The following is a 20,317-nucleotide window of genomic DNA, read 5'->3' on the forward strand; positions in this document are numbered from 1 at the left end:
TACTTCTTCAGGGACCTGGCGTACTTCCTGATCTTCTTCAGGGCCCATTCATAGTGGCTTGAAACGTTGGAGACGAAGGAGGTGCCGAGGGTGTACTTGCCGGTCCAGGGGAAGTAGCCCGGCGTAAAGAGCTCCTCGTTGCTGAAGGACTTCATCAGGTCCATCACCTTGCGGTGGCTCTCCTTGAGCTGGTCAAGGGCCTGAGCGTACGGGGTGTCCTGATGCTTCTTCCAGAACTCCTGGTTCATTTCCCCGTAATTGCGCCAGTTGTACCCTTCAGGCAGGAAGTCCTTGCTGACGCCCTTCTGGTTGCTTTCGACCCAGTCCAGGAGCAGTACCTGCCACTCGTAGAGGTGGATCAGCACATCCCGGATGTTCTTGTCTCGCCTCCAGTGGGCCTCCTTCTCCTTGTTCAGGTCGAAGTGGAATTCGCCGTTGAGCTCCTCGGTGCTCATGGAATCGAGAAGGGACATGAGCTTATCGAATTGCTCGGTACTGGCTGTGACCAGTTCGTCTTTGGTCTTGGGTCTGGGCATGGGTTTCTCCTTGCTTGTGTTTGGCTTCAGGGATGGATTCGAGTGCTGGTGCCTTCTCTGTCTTCCTCATGGTGATTCTGGTGGTGCCACCGCTTCAGACTGGGGAGGAAGGCCCCCAGATATGAAACGGCCACTTCGACGCTGACTCCGGTGGCTTCCGCAAAACAGGGGGCGGTCGATTCTATAAGGTCATCCATCTGCTGCTGTGTAAAACTCCCGGAGTGGTAGCACCACTGGCAGTAGTCCGGATTCCTGCTCCCGTCGTCCTCCCTCCCCTGCTCCATGCCGGATGAGGAAAAGGGGGTGCCGCAGGATTGGCATACAGGCCCCTCGGGAATCTCCAGAAGCTCCACCACCGGCACCTCGAGTACGTAAGCGATCAGCTTGGCCATGTCGATGCTGGGCGAGGTCTTCCCCGTCTCCCACCTCGAGACCGCCTGGCGGGTGACATAGAGTCGGGCCGCCAAATCGGCCTGGGTCATGTTCGCTGCCTTACGCAGCCTGGGAAGCAGGTCCCGTATCGGCATGTTCAGTCCTTGTCGAAGGTGCAATGGTCGGCGCAAGCCGACAGAGACAACTTTATCAGCCAATTGCTCGACCACCAGCGGTTGCAACAAATCGTTGCGGGCGCCAACCGCAACAAGTGCCCAACCGCGGCAAACCCGTCAATGAGGAACCGTCATCCGTCCCCCAGAAGGGGCATGCGCCTCCCGAAACCCAGAACCTGATCGGCCAGAGGCACCGGATACGACGACTGGGCTTGCCGGCCACGAAAGAGGGTCAGGTGGCAGGCAGGACGTATGCGGAAGAACATGGAGCGGCCCGGGTGGCGCAAACTTGCGCACTGTTGCCGCACGCAGATCAAAACCAGCCCGGGGATGACTGGGTATGGGTGGTGGTCAGTCGGTACCCATATCCCGGTGGTAGGCCATGGTCCAGAACTGGACCTCGGCCCGGACGCTGGCACCGAAGATTCCAATCAGGTGCCGGCGTTCGCGGGAGCTGCGGTCCTTCCCCATCTGGTTCAGTGTTTCTATGATCCACTGGTAGGAGGAACGGTATTCCTCAGAGGTGTACGTATCCAACCAGGGCTTGTAGGGGTTGGCCATCAGTCCTTTGCGGTAAGCGGTTACCAGGCGTCTTGCATAGTCGTCATAGGTCCAGGCGCATGGGAGAATCGTGGCCAGAAAGGCGCAGAAGTCCCCGCCCTGGGCCTGGACCAGCATCTCATTGGTGTAGGCCCGATTGGCCTGGGACTGCCTGGTTCCCTTCATATCCGTGGCACTGATGCCCCAGGTGGCCATGTAGGCCTCGTGGAGGCTTTGCTCGGTGTGCACTATCCGATACTGCATGAGGATGCAGCGTCGCTGAAGTTCCGCATCGGGTGCGCTGACCGATCCCAGGGCACAGACCTTGGCATATTGGGCCAGGTAGAGGTAATCCTGAAGAAGATAGAACCGGAAGGACTCCTGCGGTAGGGTGCCCCGGCCCAGACCCTGGACGAAGGGGTTTCTGTATCCCTCTTCCCAGGTATTGGCCACCGATTGCTTCATGTCCTGTGTGATGGTCATGCCCGGTCTCCCAGGGTTGCGTCAACCACCGCTCTCAGGTGCCTGCTGGCCTTGCAGATGTCCTTTTTGCCCAGGATGGCGGAGACCAGGGCGAAACCGGCGATGGGGCCGGATTCCTTGAAGGAGGGGATGTTGGTCTCATCGAGCCCGCCTATCAGGACTATCGGGATCCGCACGGCCGATTGGATGGCTTTCAGGTCATCGCGGCCAATGGTGAAGGCATCCCGCTTGGTGGAGGTGGGGAAAACGGCCCCCACCCCCAGGTAGTCGGCTCCCCCGTCCTGGGCACGGCGGGCCTGGTCGGGCGTCTGTGCAGAGATGCCGATGATCCTGTCTGGACCCAGGAGACGACGCGCCTCGGTCACCGGAATGTCGGACTGACCCAGGTGGACGCCGGCCGCCCCGCAGGCCCAGGCCACATCGACCCGATCGTCGATGATCAACGGTACTCCGTAGCGGTCCGTTACCTGCTTGACCGCCTTGGCACGCTCGAGGAACCGACCGCCGTCGCTCCCCTTCTCCCTGACCTGGACCAGGGTCACCCCTCCCTGAAGGGCCCGGGTGACTGCTGAGGTCAGGTCGGGTGTCAGTGTGCTGTCCGTCACCAGGTAGAGGCGGTAATCCATCTCAGGCTTCATCGTGGTCGCCTTCTTCCTGCAGGGTTGCATCGTCCATCAGGGAGATGGCATCAATCAGGGCAGAATGGAAACTGCCTGTCCCCAGGCCCCGGGTGGCCTTGTCGGCATGTTGGCCGGCTATGCCCATGGTCTCGATGCCCCAGAGGGCGCTCATCAGGGGCTGGTCGGGAAAGGCTCCGCAGAAGGCGCCCATGAGCGAGGCGGTCATGCATCCGGTGCCGGTTACCTGTCCCATCCGGGCGGACCCGTTATGGATCATGAAGGTGGTTTCGGCATCGCTGACCGTGTCTACCTTGCCTGTGGCCACGATGACCGAACCGGTGCGGCCCGCGAGTTCCCTCAGGAGGTGGGCCGAGGCCGTCTTGCCCCTGTCGACTTCGGACACATCCACCCCCTTGGCCTTGCCCGCCTTGCCGGCCAGGAAGTTGATCTCGGACAGGTTCCCCTTGATGATGGAGAAGCGGACCTCCCGGAGCAGGTCCTCCAGCGTCCGGTTGCGAAGTCTGGAAATGCCTGCCCCGACCGGATCGAGGACGACCGGAACATGATGTTCGTTGGCCACCCTGCCCGCCTTGAGCATGGCCAGGGCGGATTCCTCATGAAGGGTGCCGATGTTGATGACCAGGGCATCGGCCATGGCTACGGTTTCGTCCATATCGGCCAGACTGTCGGCCATGATAGGCGAGGCACCGATGGCCAGGGTGGCGTTGGCGCAGTCATTGGCGGTGACGATGTTGGAGATGTTCTGGATCAACGGGTTTTTCGCCCGCAGGGTTGCTATGGGGTTGGATGAAGCAGATGTCATTGCCGGGCCTCCTGGCTCCTGGTCCCCGCCTCGGGGAAGAACCGGTGGAAGTGATTGGTGGGGCCGTGGCCATGGCCAAGGGGAAGTGCATGTTCGATCGCTCCGGTGACATAGGTCTTGGCCCGGCCCACGGCCTGGTCCAACGGAAACCCCAGGGCCATCCATGAGGCGATGGCCGAGGAGAGGGTGCACCCCGTACCATGCGTGTTGGTGGTCCTGATGCGCGGCACGGAGTAGTAGTGGAATTCATCGCCGTCATAGAGGACGTCGATGGCATCGCCGATGGCGTGACCACCCTTGACCAGGACCGCGGCATGGCAGCCGGCATTGATGGTTCGGGCGGCCTCCTTCATCTCGTCCAGACTCTCGATGGAGCCTCCTGCGATCCGCTCCGCTTCGGGGATGTTGGGGGTGAGGACCGAGGCCAGTGGCAGGACCCTGTCGATCAGGGTTCTTACCGCCTCATCCTCCATCAGGGAGGACCCGTTCTTGGCCACCATGACCGGGTCGAGGACGATGGCCGCGGGCTTCCATTCCTCCAGCCCGCTGGCCACGGTCTCCATGGTGGTGGGATTGGAGAGCATGCCCACCTTGACGGCATCGGGACGGATGTCCTCGAAGACCGCCCGCATCTGATCGCGGATGATCTCCGGTTCGATATCCTGGTAGGTGATGACCCTGGCGGTGTTCTCGGCCACCACCGAGGTGATGACCGACATGCCGTAGACCCCGTGCGCCGAGAAGGTCTTCAGATCCGCTTGGATCCCCGCTCCCCCGCTGCAATCGGAACCGGCTATGGTCAGTGCCGTTTTCATACCGCTGCCTCCTTGTACGCAAAAGGGACGTCCCTCAGCCTGAGGAACGTCCCTTGCCGTCGATGCGCTCGCCGGTTCCGCGACTATTGCTCCCTACGCTGGTCTTAACCAACAGGTTCAAAGGGTCAGGTTCCACCTTCTCAACGCGTACCGCGTTCCCCTGCAAACTCATCTTCAATTATCGGGCACCAGTCTATGCCCGGATACATACATGAGCACGGAATCATCCTGCATGGTAGGCTTGAACCATCGTTCACACAGGGGATGTTCGGCTATGAGGTAGCCGTTTTATCAGATGGTAAGGGGAATGTCCATGCATCTTCGATTGGTAGACGGCAAAATTCGGATGGTGCTTGCCGTCCTTCTTACCCTGGGATTAGGCGGATTGGGTCCGATTGCATCGGCCCAGGCGGCCAATCCCGTGCCACGGTTGCGCACGTGCACCGTGGGAACCAGTACCATATCCGACTGTTTCCCCGATGCGAATATGGCCATGGCCGTTTCGCGAAATCTGAGCAAGGCGACCACCGATGTGTTCACCCTGGCTGATTCGCAGCTGTCAGGGTCTCTGACATTGAACAGTGCACGCATCCGAGACATCGACGGCGTGCAGGAATTCACCCAGGTGACCGATCTCAATATCAGTGGAAACCAGGTTGAGGATATCTCCGCCCTGGCCGCCATGACCCAGCTGACCAGGCTGAATCTGAACAACAACAAGATTTCAGACATCAGCTCCCTCAGTGGCCTGACCAACCTGGTCAGTCTGAAGGCATCATTCAATAAGCTTGATGATACTGCTCCGTTGAGGTCCCTTGCCGGAAACCTGAAATACCTGGAACTGGTCGGCAATGGCATAACCGATATGCAACCCCTTGGTGCCTTGACCAATATGGAAACGCTGAATGTCAGCGCCAATTCCATCAGCGATGCCTCGCCCGTCTCCGCCCTGACCAGGATGATCCGATTCGAGGCCTATGGGAACCGGATATCCGACCCGGCGCCCTTCGCCCATTTGAACCGAATCAGCACGCTTAATCTGCGCGCCAACGCGATTTCCGATCTTTCGGCATTCAACGGGTTCGCCGACATGACCGATCTGGATGTTCTTGATCTTTCCGATCAGGCGATCATTCCCGACCCCATCCTGGCGGACAGGACGACGACGCTTGAAGTGCCCACCGCCTTCGTTGATTCCTCTGCCGGAACCTATGCGCCCATAGTTTCCAGCAATCCCACAGGCGTCACAGATGCTTCCGGGGAAAAGGTGACCTGGCCGGTCAGGGATCAGGGCAATTATTTGGTCTACTTCTCGTACACAGGCTCCATACCTTCGGGTTCTTACCTCTATTCCGGATTCGTGGGGCAGCAAGTCCTTCCTTCGGTTACGGTCACCTACGACACCCAAGGGGGTTCCGTGGTGCCCCGCCTGTTGCTGGGAGTAAACGATGTCATCGGCAGTCGGAAACCGGCCGACCCGGTCAGGACCGGTTATGGCTTCAAGGGTTGGACCACGGACCTGGCGGGTACGGCTCCCTACAACTTCAGTGACCCTGTTGCCGCCGACCTGACCCTCTATGCACAGTGGCAACTCAATACGACTCCTCCCAATCCCGGTCCGGGAGGTGGCGGGACCCTGCCACCCACGCCAGGCCACGGTGGAACACCCGCACCCTCCCATGACCCGGGCAGCGACCGGCAAGGGCAGAACGTCCAGCTGGCTCAGACCGGAACCTCGTCGGCATTCATGATCCTTGCCGGGCTCGGTTTTGCTGCGATGGCAGGAGTCTTCCTGGTGTTGAGAAAGACACTGACCTCCCGCTGAATTCCGTGACCGGACGTGCCTGAAGCGCCTGGGACGGACGAAAGGAAGCAGGTTCCCGGACTGGCCTGATGGTCAAGTCAGGGGACCTTTTCGTCTTGCCGGCGTCCGCAGTTACTTCCGCTTCTTCTCGCGGATGTGGACCGAAATCTGTATTGGTGAACCCCGAAAACCGAACTCCTCACGCAGGGAGCGTTCCAGGTACCGACGGTACCCGTGCTCCAGGAACCCAGAGGCGAAGACGACGAACCTGGGCGGCCGGGTGGAGGCCTGGGTGGCAAAGAGAATCCTGGGCTGCTTACCGCCCCGCAAGGGGTGGGGATGGGCGGCCTGGACCTTGCCCAGGAAGGAGTTGAGTTTCCCTGTGGGAATACGCTGGTCCCATGAGTCCAGGGCGGTCCGCATGGCCCGGGCCAGGCGGTTGGTGTGCCAGCCGGTCTTGGCCGACAGGTTGACCCGCTCGGCCCAGGTGACACGGTCGAACTCCGTCTCCCAGAGACGTTCCAGTCGCTGACGGCCGAAGTCATCCAGGAGGTCCCACTTGTTGAAGACCAGGACGATGGCGCGACCGGCGTCCACGGCCTGGCTCATGACCTTCAGGTCCTGGTCGGCAATGGGTTGGGAGGCGTCGAAGAGGATCAGGGCCAGCTCGGATCGTTCGATGGCGGCCTGGGTGCGCAGGCTGGAGTAGTACTCGGCCCCGGAGATCTTGTGGAGGCGGCGCTTGATGCCCGCCGTGTCGATGAAGAGCCAGTCCTCACCATCCACATTCACCACCTCATCGACCGGGTCCCTGGTGGTGCCGGCCAGGTCGTGGACCACTGCCCGTTCCTCATGGGCCAGCTGGTTGAGCAGGGAGGACTTGCCCACATTGGGTCTGCCGACCAGGGCAACCCTGCGCAGCCCCTCGGGGGTCAGGAAGCCTGACGTCTTGTCGGCCTTGCGGAGCTGCTCCAGGGCGGCATCCAGGAGGTCGCCGATGCCCCGGCCATGCATGGCGGAGATGGCGTAGGGCTCGCCCAGCCCAAGTTTCCAGAACTCGGATGCCGTGTAGTCCGCCATCCGGTCATCCAGTTTGTTGACGGCCAGAACCACGGGTTTCCCTGACGCCCGGAGCATTTTGACGATGCGCTCATCACTGGCCGTCAGGCCCACCTGCCCGTCCACGACCAGGACGACGGCATCGGCCAGTCCCACGGCCACCTGTGCCTGGGAGGCGATGGCGGATTCGATGCCCTCCACGTCGGTCTCCCAACCGCCGGTGTCGACAAGCTTGAAGTCGGTTCCGGCCCACTCCGCCTCGTAGCTGACCCTGTCGCGGGTGACACCGGGGGTGTCCTCGACGACGGCTGCCCGGCGACCCAGGATCCTGTTGACCAGGGTGGACTTGCCCACATTGGGCCTGCCGACGACGGCCAGGACACCCACCGGTCTGGGGGCCGCCTGTTTTGTCTGTGAGGTGCCTGATCCAAACAGGAGGGTGCGGTCCTCCTCGTCCAACTCGTACTCGTCCAGTGCCTGGGCATACTGGCCGTAAGAGTCCTCCTCCATGGCCCTGGAGACCATGTCGATCAGGGTGTCGAGCGTCTGCTCGAAGGTCATGTCCGAGTTGTCCACGGTTGCGACACCCGGAGCGGCCTCGTTGAAGGAGGTGACCTTGGCGTCCTTGGCGTCCCTGGCGGCCACGTTGTCGGCACCTGCCCCCGATTCCTCTGCCGTCTGCCCTGATCTGCGGGCCTCACGGACCTCCTCACGGGCCGTCAGGAGGACACGGACCTGGGCATCTGGTGCGACCACGGTGGTGATGTCGCGTCCCTCGGCCACGATTCCACGCCCGCCTGATATGGAATCCGTCTCACCCTGCTCGGCGATGATCGCCTGCTGGGCGGCAATGAGCACCCTTCTGACGGCGGGAATGGAGGAAACGGCGGAAACGTGGGAGGAGACCTGTTCGGAACGGATGTCCTGGCTGATATCCTCACCGTCCAGATGTATCACCGGGTTGTCGGGGTCCAATCCCATTTTCAGGTGGCCATCGGTGATGGAGGCGGCAACCGCCTCGGTGATGGCCTCCTGATCGGGATGGTCGGCGTCAAGATCCAGGCCCTGCCTGAGGCACCAGAGGGCGCTGGCCCGGTACATGGCCCCGGTATCAAGGTAGGCCAGTCCAAAATGCTCGGCAAGGGCCCTTGAGGTGGAGGACTTACCGACTCCGGCCGGTCCATCGATTGCTACGGTGATCACAGACCCACCTCCTTGTCGAGGGACTTGATTTCGGCCGGAGAAAGCACGCGATAGGAACCGGGCTTGACCTCACCCAGCTTGATCGGGCCGATCTGGGTGCGTACCAGGCGGGTGACCGGGTACCCGATGGCCCCGAAGATGCGCCGCACGATCCGGTTCTTGCCGGAGTGGAGGACCACCTTGACCAGGGTGTGTTCCCTGTTGTGGTCGACGATGGCACAGTGATCCAGGCGGATCAGGCCATCGTCCAGTTCCACCCCCTGCCTGACCAGGCGTCGGCAGACGTTTCCCCCGATATGCCCCTGCAAGGTGGCGATGTAGGTCTTTTTGACCTCGTACTTGGGGTGCATGACGTGCTGGGCCAGTTCCCCGTCATCGGTCATCAGGATCAGGCCTTCGGAATCATAGTCCAGTCGACCCATGTGGAAGACGCGTTCGTACTTGTCTCCTATGATGTCGCGCAGGGTGAAGCGACCCTTGGGGTCGTCCATGGTGGAAAGGACCCTGCGCGGTTTGTTCAGGGCCAGGGTGATGTGTTTGTCGTTCAGGTGGATCCTCGACCCGTCCACCCGGATCCGCTGATGATCGGGGTCGACCCGGCTGCCCAGCTCGGTGACCAGTTCCCCGTCCACCTCGACCCTGCCCTGGGTGATGATCTCCTCGCACTTGCGTCGCGATCCGAACCCGGCCTGGGCCAGGATCTTCTGAAGACGTACTCCCTCTTCATCGTTCTGGCGTGCACGGATGGCTTGCGAATATGGATGTGGCATCGTTCTCCCAACGTGGCCTGTCTGAAAAGACGTATGACTTGCTAAGAGGCCCCTGTTGAGACCTCGGGCCTGACCGGTTGTTCGACCCGGCAGGGCCACCGTATAGTATAACGGATGGATGGGATGTGCTGCTAGTATGGCATACGCCGTCAATGAATCAGTTTGAGGAAACAAAAGGTGGGGATAAATGAACGTGGAGCCAACCGCAGAACCGCTTGCTCAGCATGCCTTGGAGCAGAACAGTGCGGCAGATGAGATCGAAGAGGTACAAGAGGTGACCGGAATTTCCGCACCAGTGGATGGCCATCGTCAGGGATTCCGGGCCGGGGATGTGAGATGGATCAGGGTCGGGGCCGAGCTGGTAGGGACTTTCCTGATCTGCGCCGTGCTCTACTTCGCTTTCAGCTTCGGACAGATTGTCCTCGGGCAGCCCACGGTCATTCTTCCGGCCATTGGGACCGCCCTGGTCTATATGGCCGTGACCGCCATGTTGGGTTCGATTTCCGGCGGGCACTTCAACCCCGCTGTGACCGTGGCAGCAATGTTTACCTCGCAGATATCGCTGATTGATGGACTGCTCTATATCGTGGCTCAGCTCTTGGGCGCCATCGGCGCGGGATTCCTCCTGATCCGTATCCTCCCCACCACCCAGACCATCCCGGCCAAAACCTGGCTTATGTTCATGGTCAATGGGTTCGATGCCAATTCACCGGCCGCGCCCACGCTGAGCCAGCAGCATATCACTTTTGGCGCGGGTATCGCCATCATCGTCGAATTGATCGGGAGCCTGATAGTGGTCGGGGCCGCCATCGCCACCATGCGTTCCGATGGTACTGCCCGCAAGAACCACGGCCTCTATACCGGCATGGCGTATGGAGCAGGCACCCTGATCGCCTATCCGGTCACCAATGCCGCCCTGAATCCGGCCCGCGCCACCGGTATCGCCATCTTCGCCCAGGCCAAGCATATGCCTGCCTCCCCGATTTCCCAGCTCTGGCTCTTCTGGATCTGCCCACTTCTGGCCGCCTCGCTGGTGGCTCTGGCCGTCATCATCTCGAATATTGTCACCGATGGCCTGAACAACCGGGCCAAGGATGCAACCGCTGCCGAAACCGTTGCTGAAATGGTCGATGATTCCGATGAGGATGCGGTTGCAGAACATGACAATACTGCTGATACCGATTCATCCGAGGTGGATTCTTACCTGGATAACCTGAATGAGGCAGGCCCGGATGGCCGGGATTCCTCTGACTCGGCTCTCTAAAGGAGCAACTGGATGCTCAGGTAGGTCAGGAGAAGGCCGATTCCCAGGCAGATGCCGATAAAGGAATCGAAGGCCACGGACCTGACCTTCCAGGGGCTCCGCTCCCTGAGAATCAGGCGGAGCAGTCCCGATACGATGGCCGCGACGGACACGATGACCGTCGCGGCCATCGTGTTTCCGAGTAGGGCCACCAGTGCAGAGACGATGACGAGCAGGAAGATGATGCCCTCGAAGAGGGGCCGACCTTCGTGCGATTCGGAGACGTATGGGTGGCCGTGAGGGCCATGGACAGGTACTTCCCCGGAATCGCCCGTCCGCGTACGGCGGGACAGGGAGGACATCTCCTCCCCCTGGTCTGCATGCTGTGCCGCCGATTTCATCACTGGCCTTTCTGCAATGACGCTCTTTCCTTTCGAAGACTACCAGCCCTGGTCAACAGGGTGCGGACGCCGGGAAGTCGTTTGATGAGTCGACCTTGGCACCAACGGTCCAGGTCAAGTGGCGACTGACCCGGCCCCGTTGCCTGCCAACCTCCTCCACTCCAACCGGTTCACGTCCAGCAGTCACCTTGCAGTGGCTCCTATGGCGGCCTGGTTACGGCAGGGAAGCAAAAAGGTGCCACCGCCCTTCTGGAGCGGTGGCACCTCCCATATCAACAGGAGTGAATGGTTCGATCAGCGGTTGTGATCGAAGATCAGATGCTCGTTGGCGAAGGTGTCGAAGCCCAGGCTGAAGAGTTCGCGTCCATACCCGGAATTCTTGATTCCACCGAAGGGTAGTTCGGGCATGGTCACCCAGCCGCCGTTGATGAAGGTCATGCCGGTCTCGATTCTTCTGGCCAGTTCATCGGCATGGTCGATGTTCTGGGAGAAGACCGTTCCGCCCAGGCCATAGCTGGAGTCGTTGGCCAGTTCGATGGCCTCGTCCTCCGTATTGACCTTGTAGATTGTGGCCACGGGGCCGAACATCTCCTCGTCGTAGGCCGGGTTGTCCTTGGTGATGTCGGTCAGGATGGTCGGCATCAGGAAGGCTCCTGGGGAATCGACGGGCTTGTTGCCATAGGCAACCTTGGCTCCGGCTGCAATGGCCTGGTCCAGTTGCTTCTGGAGGCCGTCGCGGGCGTGTACCGTGCACATGGGGGCCATGGTGGTCTCGGGGTTGCTGGGATCTCCCAGGGTCAGCTTGGAGAAGGAATCCACCATCATGGAGACGAAGTCGTCGTACTTGTCGGCCATGACGATGAACCGCTTGGATGCACAACAGACCTGGCCTGCGTTCATCAGCCTGGCGCCGGGGGCGACCTCTTTCAGGAGGTTCCAATCGGCATCATTCAGGATGATGAAGGCATCATTGCCGCCCAGCTCCATGGAGGACTTCTTCAGATGCATGCCTGAAGACTTCGCCACGGAGGCCCCGCCACGCTCGGAGCCGGTCAGTGCGACACCGGCCACACGCTTGTCGGCAATGGCCTTGTCCACCTGGTCGTAGTTGATGAAGAGGTTTGTCAGGCTTCCCTCGGGGGCACCGGCGCGCAGAACGGCATCCTCGAAGGCCTGGGCCGAGGCCGGCACATTGGAGGCGTGCTTGAGAATCATGGGATTGCCCAGGATGAAGTTCGGGGCGAAGACCCTCATGATCTGGTAATAAGGGAAGTTCCAGGGTTCCACCATGACCAGGACGCCGGTAGCCTGCTTGACGTAATAGGCCTTGCCGGCAGGGTTGTCCAACGGGGTGGGTTTGAGCAGGTCCTCAGCCTTATCTGCGAAGTACTGGGCGATGTCGGCGCAGAGTTCCACCTCGGCACGGGCCTCGGTGATCAGCTTGCCCATGTCCTTGGTCAGATTGGCCGCCAGGGCGTCCTCCTCCTGACGGAAGATCGCCGCCACCTTCCCGAGCTGGCTCGCACGCTCCGAGGGGTCGTCATCCTTCCTCCACTGTTTGTAGAGGGCATGACCGGTGGCCAAGGCCTCTTCCAGATCCTCATCTGTGGCATCCGGATAAGTCTTGATCAGTTCATTGGTATAGGGGTTAACGGTCTGATACGTCACCTTGATCTCCTTCGAATCGTCGGTAACCAGTCAGCATCATTGCTGATAGTTCAATCATAATATCACCGCGGCCCCGGCAGGGCATGCATGCCAAGTGTGAAAAATCAAACAGTCGAAGACCTGACACGGCCCTCCCCTGCCAGGGTTTCTCTCTCAGTGGAAGAAGTGTCTGGTCCCGGTCAGGTACATGGTCATACCAGCCTGTTTGGCCGCCTCGATGACCTCCTCATCCCTGATGGATCCGCCGGGGTGGACGGCGGCGATGACACCGGAATCGGCCAGGTATTCCAGACCATCGGCAAAGGGGAAGAAGGCATCCGATGCTGCCACCGAGCCCCTGGATCGGTTGTTGCCCCGGTCCAGGGTGTTTGCCCGTTCCACGGCCAGGTGGCTGGAATCGACCCTGTTGACCTGGCCCATGCCGATGCCTACGGTCGCACCATCATGGGCCAGAAGGACGGCGTTGGATTTTACGGAGCGAATGGCCCGCCAGGCAAAGGCCAGGTCGCGCATGGTCCGATCGTCGGGCTCCTTGCCGGAGACCAGCCGCCAGTTGGCCGGATTGTCGCCGGGGGTGTCGATCAGATCCTGGGACTGCACCAGGAGGCCCCCGTCGATGGGGCGCAGGCTGGGCTGGTGGCGGGGTGGACGCTCCACCTTGAGGATTCGGAGGTTCTTCTTGGTCTTGAGGAGGTCCAGGGCCTGGTCCTCATAACCGGGGGCCACGATGACCTCGGTGAAGATGGGCTTGACCTGCTGGGCCATGGCCAGGGTCACCGTCCTGTTGGCTGCAATGACACCGCCGTAAGCGCTCATGGGGTCACAGGCGTGGGCCTTGCGGTGGGCCTGGGCGATGTCATCGCCGATGGCCAGTCCACAGGGATTGGAGTGTTTGACCACAGCCACCGCGGGCTGGTCGGCGAAATCCCATACCGACCGCCAGGCAGAATCGGCATCCACATAGTTGTTGTAGCTCATGGCCTTGGCCCCGCCCAGTTCGGTGGCGGCGGCGAATCCCGTCCGGTCCAGCGGATCCAGGTAAAGGGCGGCCTCCTGGTGGGGGTTCTCTCCATACCTGAGTTTGTGGGAGAGCCGCCAGGTCCTCGTAAGGTTGGCCGGCGCGGACCCTGTACCGGTATCTGCGTCATCGGTGCTGGTCCAGTGCTTGTCCGTCCACTCGGCGATGGCGGCATCGTAGGATGCCGTCATGGCGAAAGCCTTGGCGGCCAGGGCCTGACGCTCGGCATGGTCAAAGCCGGTTCCGGACCTCACCCGTTCCGCGGCAAGGGGGTAGTCGGCAGGGTCGGTGATGACGGCCACGCTGGCATTGTTCTTGGCTGCCGCCCGGACCATGGCCGGACCACCGATATCGATCCTTTCCAGGCAGGATGCCGGGTCGGCACCCGACAGGACCGTCGCTTCAAAGGGGTAGAGGTTGACCACGACCAGGTCGAAGGGCTGGATGTCCATCTCCTTCAATTGCCTGGCGTGATCCGGGTTGGTCATGTCGGCCAGGATGCCGGCGTGGATGTGGGGATCCAGGGTCTTGACACGCCCGCCGAGGCACTCGGGGAATCCGGTCACAGCCTCGACCGGGGTTACCTCCACTCCCAAGGACTCCAGTTTGGCGGCCGTGCTGCCCGTGGAAACAACCTGGGTACCCGCCTGAACGAAGGACTTGGCCAGTTCCTCCAGCCCCGCTTTTTCATAGACCGATACCAATGCCCTGGTGATCCTTCTGGTGGTGACAGCCATGGCGCTCCTTAGATTGGTTGGTTACTGGTTCGGAAAATGGTTCTTGGACTTCGCGCTCCTGGCCCTGCCAGAGGTAGGGCCCTGGTGCTTCTGCGTTTCGGAGGAGACAATGCGGCGTGGTTCCCTGACGGGGTCCTGCCCAGGTTTGGATTCATTCCCATCCCGGTTCCCGTGGTCGGTTGGATGCGTTTCGTCGCCCTCCCGAGTGTCCTCTCCGCTCTGTTTCCGGGTCTGGTCGTCATCATCCTGCCCGGTGAGGCCGGTGACCAGGGCCCCCTCCTTCTGAATATGCGATTCGACCTGGTTCCACAACACCAGCAGGGATCCCGCCAGGATGGTCATGATCCAGCTGGTTATAAGGCCCATGCCCAGGGATATGGCAATCATCTTGCCGGATGCAGAGACGGAGACCCCCACCGAGGCCAGGCGCTGGGTGCCCAGGGCCCCATTGGACAAGGCGAAGAGAAGGATGGAGATGACCAGGCAGATCAGCCAGGCCAGGACCATGGCCAGGGTGGCCAGCAGAAAGCGCTTGATGACGGTCCTGGAGAGAACGCCATGCTTGCGGACAGTCGCTATCAGGCGGTAACTGCGTGGGCCCAGGAGAAGCAGGAAGCCAAGAATCAATCCGGCCAGAAGGGGAATGTTGAGCAGGAGTGTCCTCACCTGCGAATTGGTAACCGGATCGGGGAAGAGACCGAAGAGGGGAACCGACGGCAGGCTCTTGGCATGCCCGGACCAGAGGGTGAAGGAGGCCAGGTCGCCTATGGCGAACCCGTCGGCAAGGAGCCAGGAAAAGGCCCAGATCACCATGGTGGGCAGCCAGGCCAGGGAGGCGATTGAAGTGACGACGGATGAGGCGGTACCCATGCGGGCCAGGTGGAAGAGTCGGCCCACGGCATCGTGGTAGAGGGCCAGCCAGCATATCAGGGTGATCAGCCCCATCAGGAGGAAACCCCCTGCCAGGGCTGTACCCCAGGAGAGGCCCAGGCGGACCGATCGACGCAACCAGGAGGGAATCCCGGCCTGGACCGTGGACTCCCACCAGTCATGGAATCCCTCGGAGGTGACCAGGGCCAGAAGGTATCCGATGAGGAAAACCAGCGCGGTTTTGAAGAGTATGGCGGGTGTGGTGTCCACCTGGACCGTCTGCGTACCCTGGAGGATGATCAGGTTCATGACCATCCAGGTCAGGGTGCCCAGACACCACCCTCCCGTGGAGGTGCCGAACCGGGAGACCAGGGCCCTGATCAGCCAGATCATTCCTATGGTCAGGAGGAGGGGAATGATGGTCAGGGTCAGTGACCCGGCGGTGAAGCCGCATCCCTCGGTGAGGAGGATCAGGGTCTCCGTCAGCGGGACCGTGGCAATGGAGAGGGAGGGGCCGCCCTCCTCTATCGAGATGATGAGGAGCATCAGGGCCATGCAGACACCCAGGGTCACGGTGTAGATCGCCATGGCCAGGAAAGCCTCCAGAGCCCCCCTACCCCAGGTCCTGAGACGGGAGATCATATGATGGCATGCTCCCTGAGAATGTTCCTGGTCAGTTCGGCGGTCTGGCCGGGGGTGGTGCCGACCGGAATGCCGACCGATTCCAGAACCTCCTTCTTGTCCTGGGCGGTTCCCTTCCCACCGGAGATGATGGCTCCTGCGTGGCCCATCTGCTTGCCCTCGGGGGCGGTGAAGCCAGCGATGTAGGCGACGATGGGTTTGGTCATGTGGGTGGCGGCCCACCTGGCTGCATCCTGCTCGGCCGTGCCGCCGATTTCGCCGATCAGGACACAGGCCTTGGTCTCCTCGTCACGGTTGAAGGCCTGGAGGGCCTCAAGGATGGTGGTGCCGACGATGGGATCGCCGCCGATGCCCAGACAGGCGGTGAAGCCGATGGAGGCCAACTCACCCATCAGCTGGTAGGTCAGGGTGCCCGACTTGGAGACAAGTCCGACAGGTCCCCGGCCCACGATTCCGTCCGGGATGATGCCCAGATTGCTGCCCCTGGAACCGGGCTGTGAGGGCAGGGTCATCAGACCTGGGCAGTTCGGGCCGACGATGCGGCATCCCCGATCCTGGGCCAGGGCCACACAGTAGGCGGTGTCTGCCACGGGGATTCCCTCGGTGATGACCACGATCAGGGGAATCCCGGCCTGGATGGCCTCCACCATGGCATCCTTGGCGAAGCGCGGAGGGACGAAGATGACCGAGGCTGCAGCATGGGTGGCCGTGACGGCCTGGGTGCAGTCGGCAAAGACCGGAACGGACTCGCTGGTTCCGTTTGCCAGGGTGAATTCGACCCTGGCGCCGGCCTTGCGGGGGTTGACCCCGCCGACGATCCTGGTACCTGCCTGAATCATCCTGGCCGTATGGACCATGCCCTGGTGGCCGGTCATGCCCTGGACTATGACCGTTGCCCCGTCTTCGATGAACAGGGTCATCGTGCACCCTCCTTGAAGTCGGAAGCTTCCTCGGCAGCCAGACGGACGGCCTGGGCGGCCGCCTCCTCCATGGTGTCGGCCACCTTCAGTCGGGCATCATGGCTGTCCGCGATGATGCGCAGGCCCTCCTGAGCGGCGTTTCCATCGAAGCGGACGACGATTGGTCTGGGGTCGTCACGGTGTGCGACGGCCTGTACAATGCCCTGGGCCACCTGCTCACAGGAGGTGATGCCTCCGTAGACGTTGACCATGACGGACCGCACCTGGGGGTCGGAGAGAACCACATCCAGGCTGGTCTCCATGACCTGGGCCGAGGCGCCGCCGCCTATGTCGAGGAAGTTTGCGGGTCTGACCGCCTTGCCCTGGTCCTGACCTGCCCCGGAGACCGCATCGAGGGAGCTCATGACCAGGCCGGCGCCGTTTCCGATGACTCCGACCTGACCGTCCAGGTGGACATAGTGAAGACCGTTATCCTTGGCTTTGCGTTCGTAGGGGTCGTCCTGTCCGCTGTCGGAGAAGCGGGTCCATCCGTCATGACGGAAGGCGGCGTTGCCGTCCAGGGAGATCTTGGCATCCAGGGCATCGAGATGCTTGGTTGACTCGTCGTCCGGGTCCCCGACCTTGGCCAGGGGATTGATTTCCACCAGGGTGGCGTCGCAGTCCTGGAAAGTCTCCCACATATGCAGGAGGATGTCGGCCGCCTGGTCCAGATCGGCGTGGTAGAAGCCGATGCGTCCCGCCATGGCCTTGGCCGCCTGGCGGTCGAAGACCTCCAGTGGGCTGATGTGCAGGCGCTTGACGGACTCGGGGTGCTGTAGGGCGATGGCCTCGACCTCGGTGCCGCCGTTGGCCGTGGCCAGAACGTCGTAATCCCGCGAGGCCCGGTCCACGGAGATGGAAACGTAGTATTCGTGGAGGATGTTTTCGGCCTTGGTGACCAGTACCCCCTTGATGGGATGGCCGGAAACGGACATGGGGAGGATTCGCTCAGCCAGCTGCACGGCCTCTTCCCGGTTGTCTGCACGCTTGACCGCGCCCGCCTGACCCCGGTGACCGATGGTGGCCTGCCCCTTGATCATGCAGGGGTACCCGATGGTGTCGGCGGCTTCTCCGGCCTCCTCGGCTGTAGCGGCATAGATGGCCCTTGGCTGGGGAATACCATGTTCCTGAAGCAACTGCCTGGCCTGGTACTCATAGAGATCCATGGTGTCTGCCCCTCCCCTCTGTAGTCAGGCCGGCATGTTGAGCAGGCTGGTTACCGGATATGCGTCCAGGGCCTCACGGCCGTGCAGGCCATTGAGCTCCATGACAAAGCTGAATCCGGCCACCTGGCCCCCGGCCTGCTCGATGAGGCGGGCTGCGGCCTGGGCGGAACCACCGGTGGCAATCAGGTCATCAACCACCAGAACACGCTGGCCGGGCTTGATACAGGACTTCTCAACCTCTATCTTGGCATTGCCGTATTCCAGGGAATACTCCTGGGACAGGGTCTCGGGGGGCAGCTTCCCCTCCTTGCGCAGGGCCAGGAATCCCTTGCCCTCTTTGGCGGCGAGCTGTGGGCCGATCAGGAAACCGCGAGCCTCGAGGCCGGCAATCAGGTCGAACCGGTCGGACGGCATGGGGAGATTCCTTTCCATGGCCTCAAGCAGGATGGCCAGGCCACGAGCATCGGCCAGGGCCGGGATGAAGTCCCGGAAGAGGATACCCTGCTTGGGGAAGTCGGGTATGGTACGAATCAAGGAGATGAGATACTTGGCGTCGTCCTCGCTCACGCCCTCGAGCTGTCCGATTCTGATATCGTCCGAATGAGCCATGGTCTTCTTTCTGTCTCGCTCCTTGGATCTGATAAGACTCTGTAATCATACCTGTTCAATATCACAAGGAGGGTTCCGCAACTATAGGTCTCGAAACAGGTCCCTTGCCGACCGGACAGGCTCAGCCAGGACCTACTGACGCGAAGCTGCGGACTTGTCCTCATTCTCATCGGCCGTGTGGGAGTCGTCTTCGGAGCCGGAAGCGTCATCTTTTGCTGACTCATCCTTCGGGGCTTCGTCATCGACCTGGCCACCCTTGACGGATGCGGTCTCATCAGTTGACTGCCTGGTCGAGTCGGCGGCCGCCCCATCGGGGTTCTCGTCCTTGTCCGCATTATCCTCGCCCTCTTCGATTTCGGGCAGGGGGTTGCCGTTTTCATCCACCTCGTCGTCATGGACGTAGGCGGGGACGATCGGTGGCTTGGTGATGGCCTGGATGCGCCAGCGTGAGAGGGAACCCTCGGAGTCGAGGACCACCTGTTCCTTTTCCTGGTCGACGGAAACGATCTTGCCCAGAAGTCCCGTGCTTGTGGCCACTTCATCCCCAGGCTTCAGGGAGGCGCGGAAGTCCTGAACGGCTGTTTGCTGTTGCCTGTTCCTGCGGCTGCTGAACCACATCATCACAATCATCAGGGCGATGATGACGATCATAAAAAGCATGGATTCCATAATTCCTGTCGACTCCTCAAATTGTGGCCGGAACGTTCAGTCGGCCATGCAAGCTGTCCGAAGTATTCAGTCTAAAACAGCTTCATGACATCCTTGGCCGGTTTTTTGCCCAGATGTTCCCAGGCCTTGGCGGTTGCCACACGCCCCTTGGGGGTGCGTACCAGGAAGCCTTCACGGACCAGGTAGGGTTCGCACACGGTCTCCACGGTTTCTGATTCCTCCCCGACCATGGCGGACAGGTTGTTCAGGCCGACAGGCCCCCCGTCGAAACTGTTGACGATGGCGTTGAGCACGGCCAGGTCCAGGCGGTCGAGTCCTTCGGAATCGATCTGGTAGAGGGAGAGGGCATCCTTGACGTCGTCGGGGCCCACTGCCGCCAGATCATGGACGATGGCCCAATCGCGCACCCTCCTCAGAAGCCGGTTGGCTATTCTGGGTGTGCCCCTGGATCTCAGGGAAAGCTGGTGGGCGGCGTCTTCGTCCAGGGAGAGACCAAGGACCTTGGCCGATCGCTCAATCAGCTTTTCGAGCTCCTCGTGCGGGTAGAAATCCAGGTGGGCCGTGAATCCGAACCGGGCTCGGAGCGGGGATGGGAGCATCCCCTCCCTGGTGGTGGCCCCGATGACCGTGAACCTGGGCAGGGTCAGAGGAATCGATGATGCTCCTGGGCCCTTGCCCACCATGACATCGACACGGAAGTCCTCCATGGCTATATAGAGCAGTTCCTCGGCAGCCCTGGGCAGGCGGTGGATCTCGTCGATGAAGAGGACCTCACCTGCTTCCAGGGAGCTGAGGATGGAGGCCAGATCACCTGCATGCTGGACAGCAGGCCCGGAGGTGATCCGGATGGGGACCTCAAGTTCGTGGGCCACGATCATGGCCAGGGTGGTCTTGCCCAGGCCGGGGGGGCCTGCCAGGAGGATGTGGTCGGGTGCAACACCGCGCTTTTTGGCTGCTTCCAGGAAGAGCCTGAGTTGGGCCTTGAGCCTGGGCTGGCCGATGAACCCGGCCAGTGTTTCCGGACGAAGTTCCTCGTCGCTGACTGGCTCACCCTCGATGGGTTTGGCCGAGACCATGCGCAGTGATTCCTCATTGGCATCCAGATTGGCGGCTTCATTCAGGGAACCTGCCATG

General features: G+C 61.4%; 19 protein-coding genes and 1 riboswitch. Of the genes, 2 read left to right on the top strand and 17 right to left on the bottom strand.

What is annotated here, in order from left to right:
• The 6 genes from Q0K62_RS06025 to thiD all read right to left on the bottom strand — a co-directional run.
• The coding region (locus tag Q0K62_RS06025) for a ClbS/DfsB family four-helix bundle protein (protein WP_297317078.1) at positions 1-536 on the bottom strand (536 nt) is incomplete at its 3' end.
• Positions 537-562: 26 nt separating this feature from the next.
• A complete protein-coding gene (locus Q0K62_RS06030) occupies positions 563-1,063 on the bottom strand; it encodes a zinc ribbon domain-containing protein (RefSeq protein WP_297317079.1) in 501 nt (166 codons plus the stop codon).
• Positions 1,064-1,435: 372 nt separating this feature from the next.
• Positions 1,436-2,107 carry a thiaminase II gene (gene tenA / locus Q0K62_RS06035; protein ID WP_297317080.1) on the bottom strand — a complete coding sequence of 224 codons (672 nt, stop codon included), beginning with the start codon at positions 2,105-2,107 and terminating at the stop codon, positions 1,436-1,438.
• Positions 2,104-2,745, bottom strand: coding sequence for a thiamine phosphate synthase (gene thiE, locus Q0K62_RS06040; RefSeq protein WP_297317081.1), 642 nt, complete (start codon positions 2,743-2,745; stop codon positions 2,104-2,106). The genes tenA and thiE overlap by 4 nt, the downstream gene beginning before the upstream one ends.
• Positions 2,735-3,550, bottom strand: a complete 816-nt coding sequence (thiM, locus tag Q0K62_RS06045; RefSeq protein ID WP_297317082.1) for a hydroxyethylthiazole kinase — start codon at positions 3,548-3,550, stop codon at positions 2,735-2,737. The genes thiE and thiM overlap by 11 nt, the downstream gene beginning before the upstream one ends.
• Positions 3,547-4,365: a bifunctional hydroxymethylpyrimidine kinase/phosphomethylpyrimidine kinase gene (gene thiD / locus Q0K62_RS06050; RefSeq protein ID WP_297317083.1), complete on the bottom strand. Its 819-nt coding sequence runs from the start codon at positions 4,363-4,365 to the stop codon at positions 3,547-3,549. The genes thiM and thiD overlap by 4 nt, the downstream gene beginning before the upstream one ends.
• A gap of 73 nt (positions 4,366-4,438) precedes the next feature.
• Positions 4,439-4,537, bottom strand: a riboswitch (TPP riboswitch).
• 141 nt (positions 4,538-4,678) lie between these two features.
• Between thiD and Q0K62_RS06055 the strand changes: the two genes are divergently transcribed.
• Positions 4,679-6,190 carry a leucine-rich repeat domain-containing protein gene (locus Q0K62_RS06055; protein ID WP_297317084.1) on the top strand — a complete coding sequence of 504 codons (1,512 nt, stop codon included), beginning with the start codon at positions 4,679-4,681 and terminating at the stop codon, positions 6,188-6,190.
• A 111-nt stretch (positions 6,191-6,301) separates the two neighbouring features.
• Here the strand turns inward: Q0K62_RS06055 and der are convergent, their stop codons facing one another.
• Entirely contained in the window at positions 6,302-8,431 is a 2,130-nt protein-coding gene (gene der, locus Q0K62_RS06060) for a bifunctional cytidylate kinase/GTPase Der (protein ID WP_297317085.1), read from the bottom strand.
• On the bottom strand, positions 8,428-9,201 hold the full coding sequence (locus Q0K62_RS06065; protein ID WP_297317086.1) for a pseudouridine synthase: 774 nt from the start codon (positions 9,199-9,201) through the stop codon (positions 8,428-8,430). The genes der and Q0K62_RS06065 overlap by 4 nt, the downstream gene beginning before the upstream one ends.
• 187 nt (positions 9,202-9,388) lie before the next feature.
• On the opposite strand from Q0K62_RS06065, the gene Q0K62_RS06070 reads away from it, so the two are divergent.
• Positions 9,389-10,465: an aquaporin gene (locus tag Q0K62_RS06070; protein WP_297317087.1), complete on the top strand. Its 1,077-nt coding sequence runs from the start codon at positions 9,389-9,391 to the stop codon at positions 10,463-10,465.
• Here Q0K62_RS06070 and Q0K62_RS06075 read toward each other — a convergent pair.
• The 9 genes from Q0K62_RS06075 to ruvB all read right to left on the bottom strand — a co-directional run bounded on the left by Q0K62_RS06075 (position 10,462) and on the right by ruvB (position 20,316).
• Positions 10,462-10,797, bottom strand: a complete 336-nt coding sequence (locus Q0K62_RS06075; protein WP_297317104.1) for a DUF3017 domain-containing protein — start codon at positions 10,795-10,797, stop codon at positions 10,462-10,464. The two genes, Q0K62_RS06070 and Q0K62_RS06075, sit on opposite strands and share 4 nt — an antisense overlap.
• Before the next feature lie 342 nt (positions 10,798-11,139).
• Positions 11,140-12,513 carry an NAD-dependent succinate-semialdehyde dehydrogenase gene (locus tag Q0K62_RS06080; RefSeq protein ID WP_297317088.1) on the bottom strand — a complete coding sequence of 458 codons (1,374 nt, stop codon included), beginning with the start codon at positions 12,511-12,513 and terminating at the stop codon, positions 11,140-11,142.
• Between the two features lie 153 nt (positions 12,514-12,666).
• On the bottom strand, positions 12,667-14,268 hold the full coding sequence (gene purH / locus Q0K62_RS06085) for a bifunctional phosphoribosylaminoimidazolecarboxamide formyltransferase/IMP cyclohydrolase (RefSeq protein WP_297317089.1): 1,602 nt from the start codon (positions 14,266-14,268) through the stop codon (positions 12,667-12,669).
• A gap of 21 nt (positions 14,269-14,289) precedes the next feature.
• The gene (locus Q0K62_RS06090; protein WP_297317090.1) at positions 14,290-15,780 is read right to left on the bottom strand and encodes a DUF6350 family protein; all 1,491 of its coding nucleotides are present in this window, start codon (positions 15,778-15,780) and stop codon (positions 14,290-14,292) included.
• Positions 15,777-16,700, bottom strand: coding sequence for a succinate--CoA ligase subunit alpha (sucD, locus tag Q0K62_RS06095; RefSeq protein ID WP_297317091.1), 924 nt, complete (start codon positions 16,698-16,700; stop codon positions 15,777-15,779). The genes Q0K62_RS06090 and sucD overlap by 4 nt, the downstream gene beginning before the upstream one ends.
• Positions 16,697-17,905: an ADP-forming succinate--CoA ligase subunit beta gene (sucC, locus tag Q0K62_RS06100; protein WP_297317092.1), complete on the bottom strand. Its 1,209-nt coding sequence runs from the start codon at positions 17,903-17,905 to the stop codon at positions 16,697-16,699. The genes sucD and sucC overlap by 4 nt, the downstream gene beginning before the upstream one ends.
• Positions 17,906-17,929: 24 nt before the next feature.
• Positions 17,930-18,514 (bottom strand): adenine phosphoribosyltransferase, encoded by a 585-nt coding sequence (locus tag Q0K62_RS06105; protein WP_297317093.1) that lies wholly within the window; start codon positions 18,512-18,514, stop codon positions 17,930-17,932.
• Positions 18,515-18,646: 132 nt separating this feature from the next.
• Positions 18,647-19,183 (bottom strand): preprotein translocase subunit YajC, encoded by a 537-nt coding sequence (gene yajC / locus Q0K62_RS06110; RefSeq protein ID WP_297317094.1) that lies wholly within the window; start codon positions 19,181-19,183, stop codon positions 18,647-18,649.
• Positions 19,184-19,254: 71 nt separating this feature from the next.
• Positions 19,255-20,316, bottom strand: a complete 1,062-nt coding sequence (gene ruvB / locus Q0K62_RS06115) for a Holliday junction branch migration DNA helicase RuvB (protein ID WP_297317095.1) — start codon at positions 20,314-20,316, stop codon at positions 19,255-19,257.
• Between the last annotated feature and the right edge of the window lies 1 nt (position 20,317).

Source organism: uncultured Bifidobacterium sp. (assembly GCF_945269915.1).
Taxonomy (GTDB): Bacteria; Actinomycetota; Actinomycetes; order Actinomycetales; family Bifidobacteriaceae; genus Bombiscardovia; species Bombiscardovia indica.

Bases quoted from the DNA above. Each gene is read 5' to 3' on its own strand.
- thiD (WP_297317083.1), bottom strand. From the start codon at position 4,365: ATGAAAACGGCACTGACCATAGCCGGTTCCGATTGCAGCGGGGGAGCG.
- thiM (WP_297317082.1), bottom strand. From the start codon at position 3,550: ATGACATCTGCTTCATCCAACCCCATAGCAACCCTGCGGGCGAAAAAC.
- Q0K62_RS06070 (WP_297317087.1), top strand. From the start codon at position 9,389: ATGAACGTGGAGCCAACCGCAGAACCGCTTGCTCAGCATGCCTTGGAG.
- sucC (WP_297317092.1), bottom strand. From the start codon at position 17,905: ATGGATCTCTATGAGTACCAGGCCAGGCAGTTGCTTCAGGAACATGGT.
- Q0K62_RS06030 (WP_297317079.1), bottom strand. From the start codon at position 1,063: ATGCCGATACGGGACCTGCTTCCCAGGCTGCGTAAGGCAGCGAACATG.
- thiE (WP_297317081.1), bottom strand. From the start codon at position 2,745: ATGAAGCCTGAGATGGATTACCGCCTCTACCTGGTGACGGACAGCACA.
- Q0K62_RS06090 (WP_297317090.1), bottom strand. From the start codon at position 15,780: ATGATCTCCCGTCTCAGGACCTGGGGTAGGGGGGCTCTGGAGGCTTTC.
- sucD (WP_297317091.1), bottom strand. From the start codon at position 16,700: ATGACCCTGTTCATCGAAGACGGGGCAACGGTCATAGTCCAGGGCATG.
- yajC (WP_297317094.1), bottom strand. From the start codon at position 19,183: ATGGAATCCATGCTTTTTATGATCGTCATCATCGCCCTGATGATTGTG.
- tenA (WP_297317080.1), bottom strand. From the start codon at position 2,107: ATGACCATCACACAGGACATGAAGCAATCGGTGGCCAATACCTGGGAA.
- ruvB (WP_297317095.1), bottom strand. From the start codon at position 20,316: ATGGCAGGTTCCCTGAATGAAGCCGCCAATCTGGATGCCAATGAGGAA.
- Q0K62_RS06065 (WP_297317086.1), bottom strand. From the start codon at position 9,201: ATGCCACATCCATATTCGCAAGCCATCCGTGCACGCCAGAACGATGAA.
- Q0K62_RS06055 (WP_297317084.1), top strand. From the start codon at position 4,679: ATGCATCTTCGATTGGTAGACGGCAAAATTCGGATGGTGCTTGCCGTC.
- purH (WP_297317089.1), bottom strand. From the start codon at position 14,268: ATGGCTGTCACCACCAGAAGGATCACCAGGGCATTGGTATCGGTCTAT.
- Q0K62_RS06105 (WP_297317093.1), bottom strand. From the start codon at position 18,514: ATGGCTCATTCGGACGATATCAGAATCGGACAGCTCGAGGGCGTGAGC.